Consider the following 1,400-nt stretch of genomic DNA (forward strand, 5'->3'; position numbering starts at 1 on the left):
WTAATTATTTTTTTCATTAATTATTTACCTCCATATATTAAAAATATACCTAATTTTAGGTATATTTTATAAATATCAAGAGTTTTCGACAAAATTAAAGAAAATTACCTAATTTAAATATTGATGAAAATGGTAATATAAAAAGAGATTTTTAAAAATCTCTTTTTTGTTTTTATATTGGTTTAAATGTAATTTTAACAGAACTATTACTATTATTTCTAATACCCAATACATTTGGATTATTAATATCTAATGTAATATCTTTATCATTACCAAAATATTTTGGTTTTCTATAAGCATCCATATAATAAAACTATAAAAGTGGCAATATTACTTTTGTAAATCTAATTTTTAATTTCATATTATTTGTATAATATGCCTGTAAATATGTTTCCCTGATTTTATTATTAACTCCATATTTAGGTAAAAATGTTGTTTGTAATAAAAATTTTACACTATTAATAGTTGATGTTTCATATATGGTGGAATACCCTTTAAAAGGTATCCCATTAGTATAAGCAGTAGCAAAAGTTTGAATATTATTTACTTTTATATTATCAGTATATAAACTTATTGTATTATCAAAATTAATTTTATCAGTTTGTGATAAACCAATGTTTTTCAAAGTTATATTTTTTAATGAAAATAAATTATTGCTACAATCATCAGTTCCACCAAATATATTAATATTTCTATCTGGTATAAAATTTTCTATTTCAGGTGGTCCACATTCAACTTGTAAATTATTAAGATTACTTATTTCTATTATTTTATAAGAACTAATAAATTTATCTATACTTTGAATTGTGGGATCAATTTGTTTTAAATCAATTTCCGTTTCATAATAACCTGTATATTCTTCTGTATCATCAAATAAATTAACTGGCTCATAATTTCCCACTTTACATTGTGCTGGTGCAATAATTTTAGTTAATAATGGTAGTACTACATCAGAACGCATAATATCTTTTGTATATTCCTTATAATTATATGGTACTGGTGGTAAGACATATTGTGGGTAATTAAAGGTAGGTATTTCATAGTCATGTGGCAGTAAAAAACTAGTTTTATAATTAGTTGTCATATCGCGTAAATAATTATTTAATACACTTTTTGTTTTTCCACGAAAACTTCATACTGATAAGCGTAAGTAATCTTCTTCATTATTTGTATATGGGTTATCAGCATAAAAGATAATTTCAAAATTACCTTTATATAAGGCTTGAATAGAAAACATATCAATTATATAACTACAATTTGTCCCATCTGGTGTTTGTAAAAATTCGCAATTATTATCTTTTTTACTATCACTAACTGGTGTTTGTGCATCAACTGATTTGGTTTTTTCATTAATTAAATAAACTCGGTTAGTTTTAGGATTTAATTGTTTTAAATTATAA

Annotated in this window: 2 protein-coding genes; both read right to left on the bottom strand. The window is 22.7% G+C overall.

Annotation, left to right across the window (positions count from 1 at the left end):
- Positions 1-172 precede the first annotated feature (172 nt).
- Positions 173-304, bottom strand: coding sequence for a hypothetical protein (locus EHV01_RS05590; protein ID WP_422066597.1), 132 nt, complete (start codon positions 302-304; stop codon positions 173-175).
- A gap of 9 nt (positions 305-313) precedes the next feature.
- A partial coding sequence (locus EHV01_RS05595) for a hypothetical protein (RefSeq protein WP_422066598.1) occupies positions 314-1,400 on the bottom strand: 1,087 nt, incomplete at its 5' end.

Origin of the sequence: Spiroplasma sp. hy2, from assembly GCF_044714365.1 — a bacterium.
In the GTDB taxonomy this organism is placed as follows: domain Bacteria; phylum Bacillota_I; class Bacilli_A; order Mycoplasmatales; family Mycoplasmataceae; genus Spiroplasma; species Spiroplasma phoeniceum.